The organism is Stenotrophomonas sp. YJH_SMC_81, assembly GCF_059370875.1.
The window spans coordinates 368,409-384,850 of the sequence record NZ_JCAFUB010000001.1; the positions used below are offsets into that span (position 1 = coordinate 368,409).

Annotated in this window: 15 protein-coding genes; 3 read left to right on the plus strand and 12 right to left on the minus strand. The window is 67.6% G+C overall.

Going from position 1 to position 16,442, the window contains the following annotated elements:
- Positions 1 to 4 precede the first annotated feature (4 nt).
- From AC5P8U_RS01750 to prmB, 10 genes are all read right to left on the minus strand, one after another.
- Positions 5 to 2,023: a hypothetical protein gene (locus AC5P8U_RS01750; RefSeq protein ID WP_005417967.1), complete on the minus strand. Its 2,019-nt coding sequence runs from the start codon at positions 2,021 to 2,023 to the stop codon at positions 5 to 7.
- A complete protein-coding gene (locus AC5P8U_RS01755) occupies positions 2,023 to 2,697 on the minus strand; it encodes a DUF1449 family protein (RefSeq protein ID WP_072168502.1) in 675 nt (224 codons plus the stop codon). The genes AC5P8U_RS01750 and AC5P8U_RS01755 overlap by 1 nt, the downstream gene beginning before the upstream one ends.
- Positions 2,698 to 2,865: 168 nt before the next feature.
- A complete protein-coding gene (locus AC5P8U_RS01760) occupies positions 2,866 to 3,522 on the minus strand; it encodes a phosphoribosylanthranilate isomerase (RefSeq protein ID WP_072168503.1) in 657 nt (218 codons plus the stop codon).
- Entirely contained in the window at positions 3,519 to 4,289 is a 771-nt protein-coding gene (gene truA / locus AC5P8U_RS01765; RefSeq protein ID WP_088497829.1) for a tRNA pseudouridine(38-40) synthase TruA, read from the minus strand. Before truA ends, AC5P8U_RS01760 begins: the two co-directional genes overlap by 4 nt.
- Before the next feature lie 33 nt (positions 4,290 to 4,322).
- Positions 4,323 to 4,685 carry a VOC family protein gene (locus AC5P8U_RS01770; protein ID WP_049414720.1) on the minus strand — a complete coding sequence of 121 codons (363 nt, stop codon included), beginning with the start codon at positions 4,683 to 4,685 and terminating at the stop codon, positions 4,323 to 4,325.
- A gap of 26 nt (positions 4,686 to 4,711) precedes the next feature.
- Positions 4,712 to 6,739, minus strand: a complete 2,028-nt coding sequence (locus AC5P8U_RS01775) for a FimV/HubP family polar landmark protein (RefSeq protein WP_188240773.1) — start codon at positions 6,737 to 6,739, stop codon at positions 4,712 to 4,714.
- 144 nt (positions 6,740 to 6,883) lie between these two features.
- Complete coding sequence (locus tag AC5P8U_RS01780) at positions 6,884 to 7,912, minus strand: aspartate-semialdehyde dehydrogenase (protein ID WP_072168506.1); 1,029 nt, start codon at positions 7,910 to 7,912, stop codon at positions 6,884 to 6,886.
- Between the two features lie 89 nt (positions 7,913 to 8,001).
- The gene (locus tag AC5P8U_RS01785) at positions 8,002 to 9,039 is read right to left on the minus strand and encodes a 2-hydroxyacid dehydrogenase (RefSeq protein ID WP_072168507.1); all 1,038 of its coding nucleotides are present in this window, start codon (positions 9,037 to 9,039) and stop codon (positions 8,002 to 8,004) included.
- On the minus strand, positions 9,032 to 10,135 hold the full coding sequence (gene aroC, locus AC5P8U_RS01790) for a chorismate synthase (protein WP_061480026.1): 1,104 nt from the start codon (positions 10,133 to 10,135) through the stop codon (positions 9,032 to 9,034). Before aroC ends, AC5P8U_RS01785 begins: the two co-directional genes overlap by 8 nt.
- Positions 10,132 to 11,061 carry a 50S ribosomal protein L3 N(5)-glutamine methyltransferase gene (prmB, locus tag AC5P8U_RS01795; RefSeq protein WP_069139585.1) on the minus strand — a complete coding sequence of 310 codons (930 nt, stop codon included), beginning with the start codon at positions 11,059 to 11,061 and terminating at the stop codon, positions 10,132 to 10,134. Before prmB ends, aroC begins: the two co-directional genes overlap by 4 nt.
- A gap of 122 nt (positions 11,062 to 11,183) precedes the next feature.
- Between prmB and AC5P8U_RS01800 the strand changes: the two genes are divergently transcribed.
- Positions 11,184 to 11,834, plus strand: coding sequence for an SCO family protein (locus tag AC5P8U_RS01800; protein ID WP_072168509.1), 651 nt, complete (start codon positions 11,184 to 11,186; stop codon positions 11,832 to 11,834).
- Positions 11,831 to 12,673 (plus strand): archaetidylserine decarboxylase, encoded by an 843-nt coding sequence (gene asd / locus AC5P8U_RS01805; protein ID WP_069139587.1) that lies wholly within the window; start codon positions 11,831 to 11,833, stop codon positions 12,671 to 12,673. Before AC5P8U_RS01800 ends, asd begins: the two co-directional genes overlap by 4 nt.
- Positions 12,674 to 12,784: 111 nt before the next feature.
- Here asd and AC5P8U_RS01810 read toward each other — a convergent pair whose 3' ends face one another.
- Positions 12,785 to 13,132, minus strand: a complete 348-nt coding sequence (locus AC5P8U_RS01810) for a ribonuclease E inhibitor RraB (RefSeq protein WP_049414732.1) — start codon at positions 13,130 to 13,132, stop codon at positions 12,785 to 12,787.
- 23 nt (positions 13,133 to 13,155) lie between these two features.
- Positions 13,156 to 14,766 carry a transglycosylase SLT domain-containing protein gene (locus AC5P8U_RS01815; RefSeq protein WP_447897352.1) on the minus strand — a complete coding sequence of 537 codons (1,611 nt, stop codon included), beginning with the start codon at positions 14,764 to 14,766 and terminating at the stop codon, positions 13,156 to 13,158.
- A 122-nt stretch (positions 14,767 to 14,888) separates the two neighbouring features.
- Here AC5P8U_RS01815 and AC5P8U_RS01820 point away from each other — a divergent pair, with 122 nt between their 5' ends.
- Positions 14,889 to 16,394 carry a helicase HerA-like domain-containing protein gene (locus AC5P8U_RS01820; protein ID WP_447897353.1) on the plus strand — a complete coding sequence of 502 codons (1,506 nt, stop codon included), beginning with the start codon at positions 14,889 to 14,891 and terminating at the stop codon, positions 16,392 to 16,394.
- Positions 16,395 to 16,442 lie beyond the last annotated feature (48 nt).

Consider the following 16,442-nt stretch of genomic DNA (forward strand, 5'->3'; position numbering starts at 1 on the left):
TGCATCAACGGGCGCTGTCGACCACGGTAGCCGACACGGTCGGTACCGCTTCGGCATCCTCGGCGATCTGGCGCGGCGCCGGTTCGGCCACGGCCACGCCCAGGTAGCGCTGCATCAGCTCCTGCACGATCGGGCTCTTGCCGGCGAAGCCTTCGATCGACTTGCCCAGCGACACCGCCTTGACCAGGTTCTCGAACATGCCGCCGTCGCCGCCGACCAGGTCGATATCGGCGTTGCGCAGCGCGCTGGCGATGACATTGGCGTTCTCGCGCGAGACTTCCTTGCCGGCTTCGATCGAGGCCAGCGCCTGCTTCAGGCTGTTGTCCAGCATCATGCGGAACTCTTCATGGCCACGTGCCTGGTCACTCAGCGAGGCGATGGCTTCGAACTTGCGCACCAGGCCCTCGGCCTCGGCCAGCAGCTTCTTCTGCACCACGCCGGCTTCGGCATTGCCCAGCGACTCGGTGGCGGTGGCACGGGCCAGGCCCATCTTTTCCTCACCCTGCGCCTGCGCCTGCAGGGTCTCGGCCAGAACGCGGGCTTCGTTGCTGCCCTGCTTCAGGCTGGCTTCGGCCTTGGCTTCGATCACGCGCGCTTCGGCAATGCCGACCTTCTCGATGGCCAGCGCCGAAGCTTCACGCACCTGCGCTTCGGCCAGGCCCGGCGCTGCCTGTTCGGCACGCAGGGCATCGGCCAACAGGCGCTTGGCTTCGGCCTGCTTGCCGGCCGCTTCATGCTCGGCCTGGGCCAGCGTGGTCAGTTCCACCGCGCGATGCTTTGAAGCGGTCTCGCGCGCCTGCGCTTCCTTGACTTCGCGCACCAGCGCTTCCTGCGCCTTGGCCTCGGCTTCCAGGATCAGCACCTGCTTCTGGCGGTCGGCCTCGGAGACTTCGCGCACTTCCTTGATGCGCTCCTCTTCCTGCGCCACGGTCTTGTCGATGGAGATGCGTTCACGGGTGATGTTGGCCACGTCCATCTTGCCCTGCTCGACCACCTTGTCACGCTCCACGCCCTGCAGCTGCACTTCACGATCGGTGGTGACCTGCTCCAGCTGGCGTGCGCGCTCCACGCGCTCGGCCTCGATGGCCACGGCACGCTGGCGGTTCTGCTCGGCCACTTCCACTTCGCGCAGGCGGTTCTGGTCGCGGATCTCGATCAGCTGCTGCGCTTCGATGCGGGCGTTCTCGGACAACTGGCGCTGCTCCTCCTGCACCTTGGCGGTTTCGGCCTCCTCGCGTGCGCGGATGGTCTCGATCTCACGCTTCTGCCGTGCTTCGGCTTCGGCCTGCTGGCGTTCCAGGGCCAGCAGCGCTTCGCGCGCTTCCACGTTCTTCTTGGTGATGGCGAGCTTCTCGTTCTGCTCCAGCTCGTTGGTCACCACGTTCTGCGCGGCCGTCAATTCGGTGATCTTGCGGATGCCCTGCGCATCGAGAATGTTGAACTGGTCCAGCAGCGACTTCGGGGTCTGCTCCAGGTAGTCGATCGCCACGTCCTCAAGGACGTAGCCGTTCAGATCATTGCCGATCACCGCGATGATCTCGTCGCGGAACTCCTGGCGCTTCTCGAACAGTTCGGTGAAGTCGAACTTCTTGCCGACCGTCTTCAGCGCTTCGGAGAACTTGGCGTTGAACAGCTCGTCGACGGCATGCTTGTCCGATGCACGGTCGGCACCGATGGCCTTGGCCACGCGCAGGACGTCGGCCTGGGTCTCGTTGACCCGCAGGTAGAAAGCCACGGCGATATCGGCACGCATGTTGTCGCGGCAGATCAGGCCTTCCTTGCCGCGGCGGTCGATCTGCAGCGTGATCAGGCTGATCCGCATCAGCTCGGCGCGGTACAGCACCGGGATGATCAGCGCACCGGTGAAGTGCACCTTGGGCGTGGAGCTCATGTCGTTGACGATCAGGGCCACGCCCTGGTCGACCTTGCGGTAGAAGGCCTTGAACAGGCCGGCCAGGCCGAGCAGTGCGACCAGCAGCACGGCTACGCCGATCAGGAAGGGGGCCATGGTTGCCAACGTCATCAGTGATTCTCCTTGTTGCCCGGAAGCAGGTTGTCCTGGAAGTCGAGGGCGACCGCGTCGGCGCGGACCACCCGGTAATGGTGTTGATCAGCCACGTGTTCGACCAGCACGATGCGCTCGCCACGCTGCAGTTCGATCTCGCTGCGCACCTGCAGCACCAGTCCGGCGCCGCCATCGTCGAAGGTGGCGTGACCGCCGCGGGCATCCACCTTCGGCGAGGCAACCACGCCGGTACGCCCCAGCAGCGAGGCCTGCGCCACCGGGCGCAGGCGCAGCAGGAACCTGCGGACGGGGCGCAGCAGCAGCGCGGTGAACGGAACCGCCGGCAACGGCGCCAGAAGGGCCACGACCGCACCGATCGCCCAGCGCAGCAGGTCCGGCAGCGGCAACAGCACGAACAGATGGACGAAATAGGTGACGATCCAGGCGAAGAAACCCAGCAGCGTCACCACAAGCATGAGGGGAACCCCACCGAGGCCCCAACGCGCCAGCAGTGCGGACAGTCCCTGCAGATCTTGTGGGTCGCCATGCAGCGCCCCATCGGCGCCGGCATCGCCAAACCCGTCGTCGACCAGACCGAAGGCCGCCAGTGCCCAATACAGCGCCGCCACCGCCAGCACGATGCTGTACGGCAGGGTCGGAAAACCGAACACGACGGTGAGGAACTCCTGCATCGCTTGCCCTCCTGGGCTGTGGGCTGCGGCCGCCCGTTCGGGGCGCGCCGAGTGCGTCCCGTCGATCCCCGCGCCAGCCCTCATGGCAGGCGCGCTTGGGACCATCCTATGTGAAGAATGCGTGCAGGCTCAAATCCAGGTCCAAATCACGGCAAATAATGACGCCAATCACTCGAGAACCGTGCAATCGGCTCGGCGCACTTCCTCGACGAAGGTGCGCATCCTGTCGCCGTCCTTGATGCCCGGCTCCAGTTCGATGCCACTGGAGACATCCACGCCCCACGGCAGGGTACCCAGCACCGCGTCGTAGACGTTTTCCGGGTTCAGGCCACCGGCCAGCAGGAACGGGCGATGCAGGCCGGTCGGGATCCGGCCCCAGTCAAAAGCCACGCCGGTGCCGCCACCGCCGCCCGGCGCGTGGCTGTCGAACAGGAAGCCGGCGGCGCTGGGATAGCGCAGCTGCAGGGTGCGGGCGTTGATCTCTTCACGGCCGCCCATGGCGATCGCCTTCAGGTACGGCATGTTGAAGCTGCGGCAGAAGCTCTCGTCTTCCTCGCCGTGGAACTGCAGCAGGGTCGGTCGTACCGTGCGCAGCACCTCGCGCACTTCTTCCTTGCTGTTGTTGCGGAACAGCGCCACCACGTCGACCATGGGCGCGATCGCCTGGCGCATCGCGCGTGCCTCGGCCGGAGCGACCCGGCGGCTGCTTTCACGGGCGAAGATGAAACCCACCGCGTCCACGCCCAGCTCACCGGCCAGGCGGACGTCGCCGGCCCGGGTCATGCCACAGAACTTGATGCGTGTGCGGTAGTAGGAACGGCTCATAGCGTGACCTCGGCGGGCAGGTGCCAGTTGTCGGGGTACAGGGGCCCAAGGAACACCAGGCCCTGCGGCGGTGCGGTGGGACCGGCTACGGTGCGATCGCGCCCGGCCAGCAGTTCGGCGATCCATTCCACCGGCTTCTCGCCACTGCCCACCAGGATCAGCGATCCGACGATATTGCGGACCATGTGATGAAGGAATGCATTGCCCTGCACGGCGACCTCGATCACCTCGCCCTGGCGGCTGACCTGCAGTGACTGCAGCTCACGCCGGGCGTGCAGCGCCTGGCACTGCACCGAACGGAACGCGCTGAAGTCGTTCTCACCGAGCAGGGCCTGGCCGGCGGCGTGCATCAGGGTCTCGTCCAGCGCGCGGCGCTCCCAGCTCAAGGTCTGCCGGTCCAGCGCGGGCCGCACTTCGCGGTTGAGCAGGCGGTAGCGGTAGCGGCGTGCGCGCGCGGAGAAACGCGCGTGGAAATCCTCGGCCACCGGCACGCACCAGCGCACTGCGATCGAGCGCGGCAGGCGGGTGGTAGTGCCCAGCATCCACGCGCGCGGATCGCGCACCACGTCGGTATCGAAATGCACGACCTGGCACTGGCCGTGCACGCCGGCATCGGTGCGGCCGGCACAGACCACCTGCAGCGGCGCATCGGCCACCGACGACAGGGCCTGCTCAAGGCTGGCCTGCACGCTCGGGCCACCCTCGCCCAGGTTCTGCCAGCCCCTGAAATCGCTGCCGTCGTACTCGACGCCAAGCGCGTAACGCATGTGCTACCTCAGATGTTGCGGGAGGGGCGGCGCTCAGGCCGGATCGCGTTCGGACCACACCGCCAGTTCGTTGCCACCAGGCTCGACGAACTGGAAACGGCTGCCGCCGGGGAAGGAAAACACCGGCCGCACGATCTCACCGCCAGCGTCAAGCACCGCCGCTTCGATCGGTGCCAGCTGGTCAGCGTACAGCACCAGCAGCGGGGCACCGGCATCGCTGGCACGCAGCGGCTGGCCGCGGAAGAAGCCGCCCTGCAGGCGGCCGTCGTCGAACGCGGTGTAGTCGCTGCCATAGTCTACGAACGACCAGCCGAACGCCTTCTCGAAGAAGGCGCGGCTGGCTGCAGGATCCGTGGAAGCGAATTCAACGTAGTCGATGCGGCGCTCGCGGCTCATGACGGGGTCCTTGTCGGCGGGTTCGATCACGGCAGGCGGGCCAGCAGTTCGCGGGCCTGGGCCTGGCAGTGCAGGTCGCCGCCCTCGGCCACTTCCTGCAGCAACGTACGCGCGGTCTGGGCATCGCCCAGGTCGAGGTAGGCGATGGCCAGCTCAAGGCGTTCCTGCCCGGCGCGCGGCGCCCAGCCGGCATCGCTGGCCGGCGGCGCAGTACCGTCTTCATGCGCCGCCGTGGCCAGCGCGTCATGCGGCGCTGCGCCCGAAGCCTCGCCGTCATGGTGCTCGGCCGGCAGGTCGAACACGCCGCGGAACTGCGGCTGCTGTTCGGCGTGCAGCGCGTAGTCCGGCACTGCCACCTCGCCAGGGGCCGCCTGCGCGAGCGGCTCATCCTGCGCGGCGGCGGCCGGCGCGGAATCCTCCTGCGTGACCACCGGCTCGTCCCAGCGCGGCAGGTCGGTCACTGCCTCGGGCAGCTCCATCACTTCGTCATCGCGCAGCGTCTGCGCCTGCCAGTCAGCCTGGGCGGCGACGTCGGCGACCGGTTCGGCAGCCACGTCATCCTGCCCCCCGGTTTCGCTCGCCCAAGCCGGCATCGCCGGCTCCTGGCGGCCCGCTTCGGGCACCACAGACGACCATGAAGACTGCTCGGCCAGCGTATCCAGCGCCGCGCCCGCCGGTACCGCAGCGGTCAGGCCGGCGGCATCGTCTTCGTCGCGCAGCGGCGGCAGCGGCGATGGCTTGCGACGACGCAGCAGCCAGGCTGCACCGGCCGCCAGCAGCAGCACCGGCAGCCCCAGCCAGTACCACGGCGTTGCCGCATCGCGGGTATCCGGTGCCTGCGCCAGTCGCTGCTGCGCGGCGGCCAGGTCGTTGTCCTTCATCGCGATCAGCGACTGCTGCTGTTCCTTGAGTTTTTCCAGGTCGGCGACGCGCTGCTTCAGCTCGCCAATCTCGGCATCGCGGGTCGCGATGTCCTCGCGTGCCTGGCGCAGTTGTTCGTTGCCCAGCATGTCACCCTCGCTGCCGGCTCCAGTGCCGGTGGTTGTGCCCGCGCGCGCGGCGTCGGAAGCCAGCGCCGGAGCGATTTCAAGTCGTGCCCCATTGGCCGCGGCCGGGGAAGAAGCGTTCGTGGTTGCCGCCGCGGCCACCGGGGCGACGGTACCCGCCGGTTGCGGCACGGTGCGCGCCTGCCGCCACTGCGCGGCGTGCTCGCGCACCAGCGCTGCGGCCTCGGCGGCATCGACCGCCGCCAGTGCATCGCTGCCGGGCATGCGCAGTACGGCGCCTTGCTTGAGCAAGTTGACGTTGCCGCGGATGAAGGCCTCCGGGTTGGCCCGCAGCAGGGCGATCATCGCGCGGTCGCGGCTGACCTGGTTGCCGCGGGCCACCGCGCTGGCGATCTGCGACAGGGTCTGCCCACGCTGGACGATGACGCTGCCATCGGCTGCCTGCGCGGCAGCGGGTGCAGCCCCTGCACGCGGGCGAGCCGATGCAGGTGCCGGCGCTGCCGCAGTGGACGGCGCAGGTGCGCTTGCGCTCTCCGCAGCGGCCGGTGCCGGTGCAACGTCACGGACGATGGTGTTGGAGAGGGTACCGGCCGGCGCGACGATTTCCGGTTCGGCCACCGCCAGTGCGCTGGAGGGCGCATCAACCAGTGCCGAGTATTCGCGCACCAAGCGGCCCTGGCCCCAGTCGGCCTCGATCAGGAAGCTCAGCGACGGGGTTTCGACCGGCGTCTGCGAGGTCACCCGCACCACCGCCCTGCCCTGCGCATTGCGGGTCAGTTCGAACTGCAGCTCGCTGACCAGCCCGGCCGGCCGCTGCAGGCCGACGCGTTCGAAGGTGACCGCAGAGGCCAGCGCGACGCGCAGGTTCTCCAGTTCGGATGGATCGGCCGAGACTACCGGGATTTCGGCCAGCAGGGGCTGGCCCGGCTTGGACAGGACACGGATGTCACCCAAGCCCAGGGCAAGCGTCGAACTGCTGGCCAGGGCCAGCAGCGCGGTGGAAAGATAGAGGAGCGGGCGCTTCGCGCCCCTGGCCCGTTTATTCATGGGCGACACTATAAAGCGTGCGGACCGGGGTCCGCACCCACCGAGGGGACCTTCGGTAGCGCCGGCCGCTGGCCGGTAGCACCACATGCCAATCACGGCAATGCCGGCCAGCGGCCGGCACTACCGGTGAGGCAACCGCTGTGATCAGCGCTGCTCGGCGGCGACCAGCTCGGCCAGCTGCACGGCGTTCAGGGCAGCGCCCTTGCGCACGTTGTCCGACACGATCCACAGGTTCAGGCCACGCGGGTGCGACAGGTCCTCGCGGATGCGGCCGACGTACACCGCATCGGTCCCCGAAGCATGGGTAACCGGAGTCGGATAGCCACCGGACTCGTGACGATCCACCACTTCGATGCCCGGCGACTGCTCCAGCAGCGCGCGCGCTTCAGCGACGGTGACCTTGTCGCGGGTCTCGATCGCCACCGACTCGGAGTGGCCGTAGAACACCGGCACGCGCACCGCGGTCGGGTTCACCAGGATGCTGTCGTCGCCGAGGATCTTGCGGGTCTCCCAGATCAGCTTCATCTCTTCCTTGGTGAAGCCATTGTCCTGGAAGTCATCGATGTGCGGGATCAGGTTGAAGGCGATCTGCACCGGGAAGCGCTGCGGATCGATCTCCTGGAAGCTGAGCAACTGGCCGGTCTGCTTGCCCAGTTCCTCCATCGCCGAGCGGCCACCGCCGGACACCGACTGGTAGGTGGACACATTGATGCGCTCGATACCGTACTTGCGGTGCAGCGGCGCCAGCGCCACCAGCATCTGCATGGTCGAGCAGTTAGGGTTGGCGATGATGCCACGCGGACGGTTGGCGACCTGTTCCGGGTTGACCTCGGACACCACCAGCGGCACGTCATCGTCGTAACGGAAGGCCGAGGAGTTGTCGATCACCACCGCACCGGCGGCGGCGAACTTCGGTGCGTATTCCTTGGACACGCTGCCGCCAGCCGAGAACAGCGCGATCTCGACACCGGTCGGATCGAAGGTGGCCAGGTCCTGGACCTTGACCTTCTGGCCGTTGAATTCAATCTCGCCACCGGCCGAACGCTCGGAGGCGAGGACGCTCAGGGTGCCGACCGGGAAATCACGCTCGGCCAGGATCGACAACATGGTCTCGCCAACGGCGCCGGTGGCACCGACGACGGCGACGTGGAAACTGCGCTGTGCATTGCTCATGGGGAACTCTCACGAAAACGGGAATGGGGGAAAACACGCACGACAGCTGGGTTCGGGGAACCTCCTCAAGCGGGGCGCGCGGAGGTTCCCTATCGTTTCCCGGTTTTTTTGCCCAGCATCACGCGCGCGGCCATCGCCGCGTCAGCGTTGATCGCGCTCGGCATGCGCGACGGGCCGCCGTCCAGGCCGAGCCCGGCAGCCAGATTATCCACGGCCAGCTGTACCATCGCCGTGCGCGTGGCCAGCGAGGCGCTGCCGATATGCGGCGTGAGCACCACGTTGCGCAGCGCCAGCAGCTCCGGGCGCACCTTCGGCTCGCCCTCGTACACATCCAGGCCAGCGGCCGCCAGGTGGCCGTTGGCCAGTGCGTCGGCCAGCGCCAGTTCGTCGACGATGCCGCCGCGGGCGATGTTCACCAGGGTTGCCGTCGGCTTCATCTTCGCCAGCGCAGCTGCGTCGATGATGTGATGCGAGGCCGGCGTGTAGGGCAGCACCGTTACCAGATGGTCGGACTGTGCCAGCAGTGTATCCAGGTCCACATAGGTCGCGCGGAGCGACGCCTCGGTGTCGGCCGGCAACCGTGAACGGTTGTGGTACAGCACCTTCATGCCGAAACCGTGCGCGCCGCGGCGGGCGATGCCCTGGCCGATGCGGCCCATGCCAAGGATGCCCAGCGTGCTGCCATGGACATCCGCGCCCAGCATGGTCTGGAACGACCACTGCTGCCACTGCCCTTCACGCAGCCAGCGCTCGGACTCGGTGATCCGGCGCGCGGTTGCCATCAGCAGCGCGAAACCGAGATCGGCGGTGGTTTCGGTCAACACGTCCGGCGTGTTGCTGGCCAGGATGCCGGCCGCGCTGAGCGCGTCGACATCCAGGTTGTTGTAGCCGACGCCGACATTGGCGATCACCTGCAGCTGGGTGGCATCGGCCACCTGCGCCGCACCGATGCGCTCGTTGAGGGTGATGATCGCGCCGTCGGCGCTGGCCAGCTGTGCGGCGATCTGGTCCGGCGACCAGGCGGTGACGGTGTCGGTGCTGCGCAGCTGCACGCGATCGCGCAGCGGCGCGATGGCCGCCTCGATCAGCGGCTGGCTCACCCACACGGTCGGCCGCGTGTCAGCCATCGATCTGCCCGGGAATGCGCGGGGTGATCGTGCCGACATCGCCGCACTGCGCGCGATGACGCAGCGCCTGATCCATCAGCACCAGCGCCACCATCGCTTCGGCGATGGGCGTGGCGCGGATGCCGACGCAGGGATCGTGGCGGCCGGTGGTGACCACCTCGACCACGTTGCCGTCCGTATCCAGCGACGGGCCCGGCAGGCGCAGGCTGGACGTCGGCTTCAGGGCGATCGACGCAACGACCGGCTGGCCGGTGGAGATGCCACCGAGGATGCCGCCGGCATGGTTGCTGGCGAAGCCCTGCGGGGTCAGCAGGTCGCGGTGTTCAGTGCCCTTCTGCGCGGCGCTGGCGAATCCGTCGCCGATCTCCACGCCCTTCACCGCATTGATGCTCATCAGCGCAGCGGCCAGTTCGCCATCAAGCTTGCCGTAGATCGGCTCACCCCAGCCCGGCGGCACGTTGTCGGCGACCACGTCCACGCGCGCACCGACCGAATCACCGGACTTGCGCAGCGCATCCATGTACGCCTCGAGTTCCGGCACCTGTGCGGCGTGCGGCCAGAAGAACGGATTGTCTTCCACCGCCGACCAGTCGAAACCGGCCGGGGTGATGTCGCCCAGCTGCGACAGGTAGCCACGCACGGTGACGCCGAAACGCTCGGCCAGCCACTTCTTGGCGACCACGCCAGCGGCCACGCGCATGGTGGTCTCGCGTGCCGAGGAACGGCCACCGCCACGCGGATCGCGGATGCCGTACTTGTGCCAGTAACTGTAGTCGGCATGGCCCGGGCGGAACTGCTGGCCGATATTGGCGTAATCCTTGCTGCGCTGGTCGGTGTTACGGATCAGCAGCGCGATCGGGGTGCCGGTGGTCAAGCCCTCGTATACGCCGGACAGGATCTCGACCTCGTCGGCCTCGCGCCGCGCGGAAGTGTGCCGGCTCTTGCCGGTCGCACGGCGCTGCAGGTCGTGGGCGAATTCGGCCGCGTCCAGCGCCAGCCCCGGAGGGCAACCATCGATCACGCAGCCGATGGCCGGCCCGTGCGACTCGCCGAACGTGGTGACGGTGAACAGCTTGCCGAACGAATTGGAGCTCACGGGCGCTGCGCCGCCAGTTCGGTGATGCGTGCGCTGTGGGCGATCAGCTCGCGGCATTCGACCGCAAAGATGCCCATCTGGCCAACCTTGAACTCGATCCAGGAAAAATCGACTTCCGGCAGCAGCTTGACCAGATGCTGTTCGGACTCACCCACTTCACAGATCAGCAGACCGTCTTCGCTCAGGTGCAGCGGGGCGTCGCGCAGGATCTTCAGCACCAGGTCCAGGCCATCGTCACCGGCACGCAGGCCCATTTCCGGCTCGTAGGAATATTCCTGCGGCAGGGCATCAGTCTCGTCGTTGGTGACGTACGGCGGGTTGGTGACGATCAGGTCGTAGTGGCGGCCGGTCAGGCCATTGAACAGGTCCGACTTGATCAGGGTGACGTTGTGCGCCTGCAGGCGCTCCTTGTTCTCCTCGGCCAGCGACAGTGCGTCGTCACTCAGGTCGACGCCGTCCACTTCCCAGTTCGGGTAGTAGTGGCCCATGGCGATGGCGATGCAGCCCGAACCGGTGCAAAGATCCAGCGCGCGGCTGACATCGCGGCCGGCCAGCCACGGTTCGAAACCACATTCGATCAGTTCGGCGATCGGCGAGCGCGGCACCAGCGCGCGCGTGTCACTCTTGAAGCTCAGGCCGGCGAACCAGGCCTCACCGGTCAGGTAGGCAGCGGGGATGCGTTCGTCGATGCGACGCTGGAACAGTTCCAGCACGCGCAGCTTTTCGGCCTGCAGCAGGCGTGCCTGGCCGTAGGCCGGGCCGAGGTCGTGCGGCAGGTGCAGGCTGTGCAGCACCAGTTGGGTGGCCTCGTCCAGCGCATTGTCGTAGCTGTGCCCGAAGGTCAGCCCGGCTTCGTTGAAACGGCTGGTGCCGTAGCGGATCAGATCGATGATCGTGTGGAGTTCGGCGGCCGTTTCAGCGGTCATGGCGGTACTGCGGGCAAAGTGGCCCCCGATTATAGGGGCTGGCGCCCGCGGCGGCATCCGTTGCGGCGGAAACGATCGGGCCACAGCCGGTATGATGGAGCCCATTTCGCGCGGGAGCCCCCATGTTCAATCGCAACGCCGGCATCATCCTGCTGATCGCCCTGGCCGCGGGGCTCGGCCTGCTCGCCGCCCAGCAGGTGTTCGCGCCGAAGCCGCCGGCCAACGCCCCGGCCACCGAAGCGATCACCCTGTACCCGCAGCCGCGTGAACTGCCCGACTTCAACCTGGCCCAGTCCGACGGCACCCGCCTCATCCCGGGCGAACTGAAGGGCCACTGGACCCTGGTGTTCCTGGGTTTCACCTTCTGCCCGGACGTCTGCCCGACCACCCTGGCCGAGCTGGCCGGCGCACAGAACCAGTGGGAAGCCCTGCCCGACAGCCTGCGCCCACGCGTGCTGTTCATCTCGGTCGACCCGGACCGCGACAGCGCCACCCGCCTTGGCGAGTACGTGCACGGCTTCCACAAGGACACCCTGGCCGCCACCGCCGATATCCCCTCGCTGGAGCGCTTCGCCACCTCGCTGGGTTTCGTGTTCCAGAAAGTGCCGGGCAAGCATTTCGACGAAAACCCCGAGGATTACACCGTCGAGCATTCGGCCAGCCTGGCCGTGCTCGACCCGCAGGGCCGCCTTGCCGGCCTGGTGCGCCCCCCGTTCAATGCGCCGGCGATCGCCCGCGACCTGCACAAGCTGACCGAGAAAACCGCCCCATGAGCCTCACCACCGCCCTGACGTACGCCCTGCCCCATCGCCTGCTGTCCTCGATGGCACGCTCGCTGGCGTACTCGGACGATCCGCGCGTGTCGCGCTGGCTGATCGACACCGTCACCCGCAAGTTCAACGTCAATCTGGACGAAGCGGCCAACCCGGACCCGCGCAGCTACGCAACCTTCAACCAGTTCTTCACCCGCGCGCTGAAGCCGGGCGCGCGCGTGGCCGATGCCGATCCGCGCAGCCTGGTGATGCCGGCCGACGGCCGCATCAGCCAGCTGGGGAAGATCGAGGCCGGCCGCATCTTCCAGGCCAAGGGCCAGTCGTTCACCGCCGCCGAGCTGCTGGGCAGCGACGAGGACGCCAAGCCGTACAACGATGGCCTGTACGCCACCGTGTACCTGTCGCCGCGCGACTACCACCGCGTGCACATGCCGTGGACCGGCACCCTGCGTGAAACCGTGCACGTGCCAGGACGCCTGTTCAGTGTCGGTCCTGCGGCCGTCAACGGCGTACCGCGCCTGTTCGCACGCAACGAGCGCCTGGTCTGCCACTTCGACACCAGCTTCGGCCCGATGGTCAGCGTGATGGTCGGCGCGCTGCTGGTGTCCGGCGTGGAAACCGTGTGGAGCGGCGAGGAGATCCCGGCCTACGGCGATCGCATCACCCGCAAGGACTACCGCGGCAAGGGCATCAAGCTGGAGCGTTTTGCCGAGATGGCACGCTTCAATTACGGCTCGACCGTGGTGGTGCTGCTGCCGCCGGGCGTGGCCGAATTCGCCCCGCATCTGGATGCCGAGCATCCGGTGCAGCTGGGCCAGGCGCTGGCAAAGCTGCGCTGACAAAAAGGGGACGGAGGGGATTAAGTCGTTTATGCATAAACGACTTAATCCCCTCCGTCCCCTTTTTCCACAACGGAATGCCGGCCAGCGGCCGGCACTACCGGTCGCGCGTTACTGCAGGACCGGGGCCGGTCCGACGTCCATGCCGTCGTAGTCTTCCACGCCGTGCTCCGCGGCCAGCGCCGCGAATTCCTGGTTGCGGCGGTCCAGCGAGGCTTCGTCGTGGATTTCCACGCGCTCCACGTGCAGCACGTGGAACGGCGCGTCGCCCTCTTCCGGTTCCTGCTCGAAGAGTTCCACGAAGGTGTAGCCCTGTGCCTGCAGGTGCTGGGCCAGCGCCTGCAGCGGCTCGGCACTGGCGTGGACGAAGAAATACCCCCACAGCAACGGGCCGTTGATGTCCCAGTCGGTGTTCTCGCGGAGGTTGGCGAACAGGTTGCGGGTGGCTTCGAGGTCCATACAAATTCCAGTGGTCTTGGGAATTACTTGTCGCAGCCCTGCAGCTTCAGCGTCTGGCCCTGGCGCAGGCTGTAGGCCGGCGCCTTCAGGCCGTTGGCGCGGGCCAGGGTCGGCAGGTCGCACTGGAACTTGGCGGCGATGGCGCCCAGGGTCTCCCCCCGGCCCACCTTGTGGCTGCGCGCCGGCTTCGGCCGGGCGGCCGGCGCCGGGCGCGGTGCCGCCACTGCAGCCACCGGTGCGGTCGGCACGCTGGTGGATGCAGCCGCGTCGGCCACCGGCACCACGCCGCCCACCGCCACGCTGCCGGTATAGCTCGACGCGGCCGGGCGCTTGATCGCCGCGTTGAGATCAGCGGTGATCAGCGTGCGGGCGAGGTCGGCACGCGGGCCACTGACGCAGTTGCGCTGGTACAGGCCGGCGATGCGGGTGGTGGCATTGATCAGCGTGCCGGCCGGGATCCAGCCATCGGCCTCATAGCGCGGGTTGAGGTTGCGCAACGCACGCATGTAGCCATCGCGGGTACCGTGGCTGCCCAGGCAGATGGTCAGTTCATAGATGGTGGTGGACTTGGCCAGCCGCAGCGTGGCCGGCTGCGCGCTGATCTTCGGGAACTCCACGCCGTACTGCTGCGGGTGCAGGAAGATCCATGCCGCGGCAATCACCATCGGCACGTAGTCCTTGGTCTCGCCCGGGAACTGGTTGTAGACGCTGTCGGTCCAGAAGCTCTGCCCACCGCTCTGCTTGAACACGCGCGCAGCACGGCCTTCGCCGCCGTTATAGGCGGCCACCGACATTTCCACGTTGTTGCTCAGTTCGCGCAGGCGCTCGTTGAGGTAGCTGGCGCTGGCCTCGGCGGCGCTGCGCGCGTCGAAGCGGGTATCGAAGCCGGTGCCGTCCGGGCCCAGGCCGAAACGGCGGCCAGTGGCTGGCATGAACTGCATCAGGCCGGCGGCGCCGGCGCGCGAGGAAGCATGCACACGGCCATTGGATTCCTTGGCCATGATCCCGAACAGCAGCGCCTCGGGCAGGCCGCGCTTTTCCCACTCCGGCCACATCACCGCGCGCAGGTTCTGGTAATTCTCGTAGCTGGTCAGCAGCGCCGGGCGCATGTCGGTCAGCCAGCGGCGGATGCCGGCCTGCACCGCCGGGTTGTACTCGACCATCGTGTCGAAGGCGTGCCGCTTGTCGTTCAGCAGCGCGGCAGCGCGTGCGGCCTCGGGCACGTCGGCGGTAAGCGGGCCGATGTGATCCGGGTCGGCTTCCAGGCGGTCACCGCCCTCGTCGGCCACGTCATCGCTGGCGGCGGCATCGGCGTCGTGCTTGAGCAGCCGCTTGTAGCTGGCCAGCAGGGTCCCCATCTGGCAGCCCTTCTGCTTCACACAGTCGTTGAGGACATCTTCCATGTCCTCCAGCGCGGCATCGGCCTCGTTGCTGCCCTTGGGGTCGGCATTGGCGACCAGCAGCAGGGCATCGCCGTAGCGCTTTTCGGCGGCGGTCATGCGCTGCTGCAGCGCATCCACCTTCACCTTGTCCCGGGCCGAAACCCGCTGTGCGTGGGCGTCGGGCGCCAGGGAAACCAGGCCGGCCAGGGCCAGCAGCGGCCAACCGCGGGAAATCAGGACAGGAACGGGCATTGATGGCACTGTGTGCAAAACAGGCAGGCAGAGTAGCGGCGCCGCCAAGGTCCGGGCAAGCCGACCTTCGGACCGTCACTGCCGGCGGTTAACATTGGGCTATTCATCACAAGGGCTGGACAATGGATCCGATTCTGCTCGGCAAAGGCATTACCGACGATATTGCCGTCACCCTGCTGCCGAAACTCGGCAACCGCCACGGTCTGGTGGCCGGCGCCACCGGTACCGGCAAGACCGTGACCCTGATGACCCTGGCCGAGGGCTTCTCGCGACGGGGCGTGCCGGTGTTCCTGGCCGATGTGAAGGGCGATGTCTCCGGCCTGGCCGTGCCCGGCAGCGGCGCCGAGAACCTGCTCGAGCGTGCCGCCGAGATCGGCGTGGCCGACTATGCGCCGGCCGCCAGCCCCACCATCTTCTGGGACCTGTACGGCAAGCTGGGCCACCCGGTGCGCACCACGGTCAGCGAGATGGGCCCGACCCTGCTGGCGCGCATCCTCGAATTGAACGACACCCAGGCCGGAGTACTCGACATCGTATTCAAGCTGGCCGACGACCGCGGCCTGCTGCTGCTGGACATGGACGACCTGCGCGCCCTGCTCGGCCTGGTTGCCGAGGAGCGCAAGGACATTTCCACCGAGTACGGCCTGGTCAGTGCGCAGTCGATCGCGGCGATCCAGCGTTCGGTGCTGCGCCTGGCGCAGGACGGTGGCGAGAATTTCTTCGGCGAACCGGCGCTTGAACTGGCCGACATCATGCGGGTCAACCACGACGGCCGCGGCATGATCGGCATCCTCGCCGCCGACCAGCTGGTGCTCAAGCCCAAGCTCTATTCCACCTTCCTGCTGTGGCTGCTTTCGGAACTGTTCGAGCAGCTCCCGGAAGTGGGCGACCTGGACAAGCCGAAGCTGGTCTTCATCTTCGACGAGGCGCACCTGCTGTTCGATGATGCACCGCCGTCGCTGGTGCAGCGCATCGAGCAGGTCGTGCGACTGATCCGTTCCAAGGGCGTGGGCGTTTACTTCTGCTCGCAGTTCCCCGACGACGTGCCGGGCAACATTCTCGGCCAGCTGGGCAATCGCGTTCAGCACGCACTGCGTGCGTTCACCCCGCGCGACCAGAAGGCGGTGAAAACCGCGGCCGAGACGTTCGTGCCGAATCCCAAGCTGGACGTGGCCAAGGTGCTGAGCCAGCTCGGCACCGGCGAGGCACTGGTATCCACGCTGCAGGACAAGGGCGTGCCGATGCCCGTGCAGCAGACGTTGATCGCGCCGCCGCGCTGCCGGATGGGACCGATCACCGAGGCCGAGCGTGCACAGGTACGCGCCGGCAGCCCGGTCGGCAGCCGCTACGACACCGCGATCAACCGCGAATCGGCCGCCGAACTGCTGGCCCAGCGCGCGCAGAAGAGCATCGAGCAGGCACAGGCGCCGGCCGCGCGCAGCCGCGAGCAGGACGAAGCTCAGGAAGGGGGGTTCGGCCAGGCCATCAAGGACGCGATCTTCGGCACCAAGCGCCGCCAGGGCATGATCGAGACCATGGCCAAGCAGACCACGCGCACCGTCGGCACCAAGCTGGGCAACCAGATCGTGCGTGGCATCCTCGGTGGCATCTTCGGCGGCAAGCGCTAGATACCCCTGCTGGGGTCAGAGCCCTCCCGCAAGGGAGGGCTCCGACCC

Excerpts from the sequence above, each read along its gene's own strand:
- AC5P8U_RS01770 (WP_049414720.1), bottom strand. The coding sequence starts at position 4,685 with ATGAGCCGCGAGCGCCGCATCGACTACGTTGAATTCGCTTCCACGGAT.
- AC5P8U_RS01785 (WP_072168507.1), bottom strand. The coding sequence starts at position 9,039 with ATGGCTGACACGCGGCCGACCGTGTGGGTGAGCCAGCCGCTGATCGAG.
- AC5P8U_RS01760 (WP_072168503.1), bottom strand. The coding sequence starts at position 3,522 with ATGAGCCGTTCCTACTACCGCACACGCATCAAGTTCTGTGGCATGACC.
- prmB (WP_069139585.1), bottom strand. The coding sequence starts at position 11,061 with ATGACCGCTGAAACGGCCGCCGAACTCCACACGATCATCGATCTGATC.
- AC5P8U_RS01800 (WP_072168509.1), top strand. The coding sequence starts at position 11,184 with ATGTTCAATCGCAACGCCGGCATCATCCTGCTGATCGCCCTGGCCGCG.
- AC5P8U_RS01815 (WP_447897352.1), bottom strand. The coding sequence starts at position 14,766 with ATGCCCGTTCCTGTCCTGATTTCCCGCGGTTGGCCGCTGCTGGCCCTG.
- asd (WP_069139587.1), top strand. The coding sequence starts at position 11,831 with ATGAGCCTCACCACCGCCCTGACGTACGCCCTGCCCCATCGCCTGCTG.
- AC5P8U_RS01750 (WP_005417967.1), bottom strand. The coding sequence starts at position 2,023 with ATGACGTTGGCAACCATGGCCCCCTTCCTGATCGGCGTAGCCGTGCTG.
- AC5P8U_RS01775 (WP_188240773.1), bottom strand. The coding sequence starts at position 6,739 with ATGAATAAACGGGCCAGGGGCGCGAAGCGCCCGCTCCTCTATCTTTCC.
- AC5P8U_RS01780 (WP_072168506.1), bottom strand. The coding sequence starts at position 7,912 with ATGAGCAATGCACAGCGCAGTTTCCACGTCGCCGTCGTCGGTGCCACC.
- AC5P8U_RS01820 (WP_447897353.1), top strand. The coding sequence starts at position 14,889 with ATGGATCCGATTCTGCTCGGCAAAGGCATTACCGACGATATTGCCGTC.
- AC5P8U_RS01810 (WP_049414732.1), bottom strand. The coding sequence starts at position 13,132 with ATGGACCTCGAAGCCACCCGCAACCTGTTCGCCAACCTCCGCGAGAAC.
- truA (WP_088497829.1), bottom strand. The coding sequence starts at position 4,289 with ATGCGTTACGCGCTTGGCGTCGAGTACGACGGCAGCGATTTCAGGGGC.
- AC5P8U_RS01755 (WP_072168502.1), bottom strand. The coding sequence starts at position 2,697 with ATGCAGGAGTTCCTCACCGTCGTGTTCGGTTTTCCGACCCTGCCGTAC.